The sequence below is a fragment of the Capnocytophaga catalasegens genome, assembly GCF_026005215.1.
Taxonomy (GTDB): Bacteria; Bacteroidota; Bacteroidia; order Flavobacteriales; family Flavobacteriaceae; genus Capnocytophaga; species Capnocytophaga catalasegens.
Map to the genome: position 1 here is coordinate 9020 of NZ_BPMA01000013.1, position 4308 is coordinate 13327.

8 protein-coding genes and 1 pseudogene are annotated in these 4308 nt (G+C 36.0%); all 9 read left to right on the top strand.

All coding sequences use genetic code 11. The features are described 5' to 3' along the window. Positions 1-134: pseudogene (locus tag OO775_RS03605) on the top strand (IS1595 family transposase); the annotation flags it as partial. A 422-nt stretch (positions 135-556) separates the two neighbouring features. Continuing rightward, on the top strand, positions 557-889 hold the full coding sequence (locus tag OO775_RS03610) for a hypothetical protein (protein ID WP_264845646.1): 333 nt from the start codon (positions 557-559) through the stop codon (positions 887-889). 84 nt (positions 890-973) lie between these two features. Continuing rightward, positions 974-1369 (top strand): hypothetical protein, encoded by a 396-nt coding sequence (locus tag OO775_RS03615; protein ID WP_264845647.1) that lies wholly within the window; start codon positions 974-976, stop codon positions 1367-1369. Positions 1370-1381: 12 nt separating this feature from the next. Continuing rightward, positions 1382-1666, top strand: coding sequence for a hypothetical protein (locus OO775_RS03620; RefSeq protein WP_264845648.1), 285 nt, complete (start codon positions 1382-1384; stop codon positions 1664-1666). Positions 1667-1698: 32 nt separating this feature from the next. Further along, the gene (locus tag OO775_RS03625; protein WP_264845649.1) at positions 1699-2076 is read left to right on the top strand and encodes a hypothetical protein; all 378 of its coding nucleotides are present in this window, start codon (positions 1699-1701) and stop codon (positions 2074-2076) included. 31 nt (positions 2077-2107) lie between these two features. Then, complete coding sequence (locus tag OO775_RS03630) at positions 2108-3118, top strand: SMI1/KNR4 family protein (protein ID WP_264845650.1); 1011 nt, start codon at positions 2108-2110, stop codon at positions 3116-3118. Positions 3119-3173: 55 nt separating this feature from the next. Further along, complete coding sequence (locus OO775_RS03635) at positions 3174-3620, top strand: methyltransferase family protein (protein ID WP_264845651.1); 447 nt, start codon at positions 3174-3176, stop codon at positions 3618-3620. A gap of 30 nt (positions 3621-3650) precedes the next feature. Continuing rightward, positions 3651-3785 carry an alpha/beta fold hydrolase gene (locus OO775_RS03640; protein WP_264845652.1) on the top strand — a complete coding sequence of 45 codons (135 nt, stop codon included), beginning with the start codon at positions 3651-3653 and terminating at the stop codon, positions 3783-3785. A 9-nt stretch (positions 3786-3794) separates the two neighbouring features. Further along, complete coding sequence (locus tag OO775_RS03645; RefSeq protein ID WP_264845653.1) at positions 3795-4304, top strand: alpha/beta hydrolase; 510 nt, start codon at positions 3795-3797, stop codon at positions 4302-4304. Positions 4305-4308: the final 4 nt, after the last annotated feature.

Here is a 4308-nt window from a genome sequence, read left to right on the forward strand (position 1 = left end):
AAGGATTTTCTGCCAAAGAAATTCAAAAACAATTGGGATTAAAGCGTTACGAACCCGTTTGGGCAATGGTTCACAAACTCAGAAAAGCGATGGGAAATCGCGATAAACGCTACACTTTGGAAGAATTAGACGAAATCACACTTGAAAAAATAGACGAATTGGCAGAAAGTGGCAACGCATTTTTTGACGATGAAAAATATCACGAAGCCATCAGCCAATGGCAAAAGAGCTTGGCGTTAGTTCCTGAACCGCAGTTGCATTATGCTCAAAGTCAGTGGTTTTTTGCCTCTATTGGCGATGCTTTTTTTGCGTTGAAAGACTACCTAAAAGCCCTGCAAAACTTTGAAAAAGCCAAAGGCAATATCATAAAAATAGCTACCACAATCCGTTTATTTGTCTGCGGTTGGGGCAATGTTATTTGGAGTAGGGCGATACACAAAACGCCCAAGAATTTTTGCTCCGTGCCTGTATGTTTGAAGGTAAGGAATTTTTTGCCGAAGACGACAAGTGGCACAGTGTGATTTTTTAGTTTCAAAAAGAAAAATATTAATAAAAAATGATAGATGATATAAAAATAATCATAGATGAGTTAGAAAGCCAGTACGGCGAAGATTTTAATTGGTTTATTCCTCAGAATTTAAGTGTTTTTGAAGTAGAATTGCAGCGCGAAATGACAAAAGAACACCCATTAAAGCATTTGGAAATGAAGGCTTTGGCGTGTAATGGGCGAAATGATGATGTTCTTTTCACTGATAATGAGCATTTCTATATAGTGCATCTCACTTGGGCAGGGGAAAATGATAGCGACAAAGGTCGTTTTCCGAACTTTTTTACACTGGAAAGAGAGAATTTAAAAAAGTTTTTAGAAACCAATTTTTTAGAAAACTAACCCTACAAATTTCAACTATTACATTCTGAAAAATACTTAATTGTGTACACGAAGTTTTCCACTTTAATTTTAAAAGGAAAAAATATGAAAGCATTAACAATCAACGATTTAAAAGACAATCAAGTAACTATCTTATTTAATGAAAAACCTTTAACACTGGTTTTAGAACCCGATGGCGAACCCATAGAAAGTACTTTGAAACTGGTTAATTCGTTGATTCCTAAACTAAAAGAAATGGACGCCAAAGCCAAGAACTACCTTGCCAAAGAATGCTTGGATACTTATAACGATGAAATTCTCAAGGGAGACGAGCCTACATTAGACCTGCTTTCATTTGAAAATCAATTGGTTTTAGATGAAATTTCTTTTGTTGGCGATGACCTGATGTTATTTTTTTACAAGGGGATTTTGGAAGATTTTACTTGGATGGCTTCTTCGTCTGATGGCGAGAATTTTGATGAATTTGACATATTAACATAAATAAAATAGACTATGAAATCAATGACTTCAATGCGTATTGGCAATGTGTATGTCTATGATACAGATGCGTTTAGCCAACGAGAAAAAGACTTTTGCAGTAAAATGTATTCGGTGATTTATTTTGCAGATTTTTTCTGTAAAAATGGCATTTCCAAAGCGATTCGTCCGCTGAATTTATATCTGACCGATGACAAAAGCGAAAACGGACAGCGTTTTCATCACGGCATAAAACTTTGGGTAGATGTGGAAAAACTCAAAAATACGCCTGATGAATTGTTTCCCAAAGAAGCCTTTTAGCCGTAAAACAAAGCCTAATAGACATCGCCCCAATGCACGACTGGACAACAGAAAACATCGAACTGAATTTTCAAAAAGTACTGGAAACCAACCTACAAGGCGACTGGACAGTAACCAAAAATATCACGCACAAAGATACGAAATTTCAGCTCATTATGCAGTACGATGGTAACAAAATCATTACCAATCCTGCTGATTATATGCAGTTTATGATGAAAATAAAAGTACCCAAACAAAAAGCAATACTCGTACCTGTATCGCTCAAAGACACGGTCGGAAGCGTATTAGCACCATCAATGATAACAGATTTTTCGTTCAAAGGCGATGTACTGACCTTGCAAATCGGCTATCGTAAAAATAAAAAATGGCAAGTGAATTTTAATGAAAACATCGCATTGACAGATGTTTAACTAATAATTTTTAACAAGTAATATCTTTAAAATGAATACATTAGAACTTTTAGAAAAAGAATTTGGATTTGAATATCCTACTTTGTACAAACAATTGTACCAAAACCAAATGTTGGATATGGGCGAAGCATCGGCGAACTGGCTGACTTTGACCTATCCGAAGCTCAAACAAAACCCGTCTTTATTGCTATATGCTTATGATTTTGAGCTAATTAACCCTAATGAAGTGCAGGGTTTGATAGAAGAAATTCGCGACCCTGACGATTATCGCAATGTCAATCCTGAGTATTTGTTTGTGCCGTTTGCGATGACTTATGGCGGCGATTGGTATTGCTTTTGGTATCGTTTTCCTGCCGAAATTGAGGCGGACGCACCGCTGATTGTCCTTTTGCCACACGATGATTTGGAATTGGAAATTTTAGCCAAAAACTTAGAAGATTTCATCTTTGCCCAGCTGTGCGAATCCGTTTGCGATGTCTATGAAGAGGGCTTGATAATGGACGGCGATTTTAGGGAAAATATCAGTAATATGCTCCGAACACATTCGCCATTTTTGTCCGCCGACAGAAAGCAGATTGTTTCAGAACTCTATGAGCGTGAGTGGGTTAATGATGAAAAAAGCAACACCCAAGGGCTGATTGGTGATGAAGAATTGGCTACGCTTTTGGAAAAAGAAATCGGCTTTGACTACCGAGGCAAACGCTATCCTTTTGAAATAGAGGAGGATAGCCCAGCGGTTGCTTTGCAAAAAATAACGGGAATGGTTTATTTGAAAATATCGCCCATTCCAGAGAAAGAATCTCCTGTATATCAAATGGTTAAAGAACTCAATTGGCGACAAAACAAAGCCGTTACCACACATTTAGAATACAGCAAAAAATACGAAATTTTTACGCGTTTCACCACTGATAAAGAGCGATTTATAGAAATGCTCGAGCCGTTTTTGGCAAGGCTTCAAAAACTCAAAAATTCAACGGATTTTGAGCTTATTTTTATAGATAGCCAAAGCCAAGAAACCACCGTTTTAAATGAGTTTATTTAATTAAAAAAATATATAAAAATTGCCTGTCAAGGCTCTCGACTTTAAAAAGAAAAATATGTTAGATTTAAAAATTCCACCTGTGATTGTTCTTGTGGTTTTTGCAGGAATTGTTATCGGTATTCCGTTGGTGATTCCGTTTTATGTTGTGCAATCTGTTGGGTTGTGTGTTTTTTTTATTTTATTTGGAATAATTATCGCATTGTCAGGTGTTTGGGAGTTTAGGAAATCTAAAACGACGGTCAATCCTACCACACCCGAAAAAAGCAGTCAGATAGTGAATACGGGCATTTATCGTTTTAGTAGAAATCCGATGTATTTGGGAATGGCTTTGGGTCTGGTGGGGCTTACTTTTGGTTTTGGCAATCATCTTTCTTGGTTGGGCGTGGTTGGATTTATCGCCTATATTACTCAATTTCAAATCATTCCAGAAGAAAAGATTTTAAAAGAAATTTTTGGCAAAAATTACATCAACTATCTAAAACAAGTGCGTCGTTGGATTTAATAATAAGGCTTGACTAAAGAAATATAAAAAATGAACACTATTGAAACAAAAACCATCTTTGTCAAAGGCATTGAAATTGCCTATTACCAAACAGGTAATGATGATATTCCATTGATATTTTTGCACGGAGGAGGAACAGACTCTGCGATGCTTTCTTGGGAATAAGTATTGCGTTTGTGGACAGACAACAGGCGACTAATCGCGATAGATTTGCCTAATTATGGAGCAAGTCAAAGTGTTGATAATGTGCACTCTGTGGATTTTTATTGTGAATTTTTATTGGAATTTCTACAAAAAATAAATTTTGAAAAAATCCATATTTGTGGGCTGTCTATGGGCGGTGCCATTGCCTTACAAATGACGCTTCAACACCCAAATATTATTGAAAAAATGATATTGGTTGCCCCTTGGGGAATAACCCCTGAAATACCTTGGAAAAAGTTTGGCAAATGGCTTGCCTCATCTAATATAAATAAATGGATTTACCAATGGATGAAATACCATTTTGTCGCAAAATGGGCAATTTCATTTTCTCTTTTTGGAGATAAAAATAAAATCTCTGATAGTCTTGTAAAATCTGTTCAAAAAGCTTCTTTACAAGAAAAATCTATCAATGCCTTTCAGTCTTTTCAATCAGATGAAATTTACAACCCAAAAAGAGAAAAGTTTTTTGTATATCCGTAATTAA

Bases quoted from the DNA above. Each gene is read 5' to 3' on its own strand.
- OO775_RS03630 (WP_264845650.1), top strand. From the start codon at position 2,108: ATGAATACATTAGAACTTTTAGAAAAAGAATTTGGATTTGAATATCCT.
- OO775_RS03635 (WP_264845651.1), top strand. From the start codon at position 3,174: ATGTTAGATTTAAAAATTCCACCTGTGATTGTTCTTGTGGTTTTTGCA.
- OO775_RS03640 (WP_264845652.1), top strand. From the start codon at position 3,651: ATGAACACTATTGAAACAAAAACCATCTTTGTCAAAGGCATTGAAATT.
- OO775_RS03610 (WP_264845646.1), top strand. From the start codon at position 557: ATGATAGATGATATAAAAATAATCATAGATGAGTTAGAAAGCCAGTAC.
- OO775_RS03625 (WP_264845649.1), top strand. From the start codon at position 1,699: ATGCACGACTGGACAACAGAAAACATCGAACTGAATTTTCAAAAAGTA.
- OO775_RS03615 (WP_264845647.1), top strand. From the start codon at position 974: ATGAAAGCATTAACAATCAACGATTTAAAAGACAATCAAGTAACTATC.
- OO775_RS03620 (WP_264845648.1), top strand. From the start codon at position 1,382: ATGAAATCAATGACTTCAATGCGTATTGGCAATGTGTATGTCTATGAT.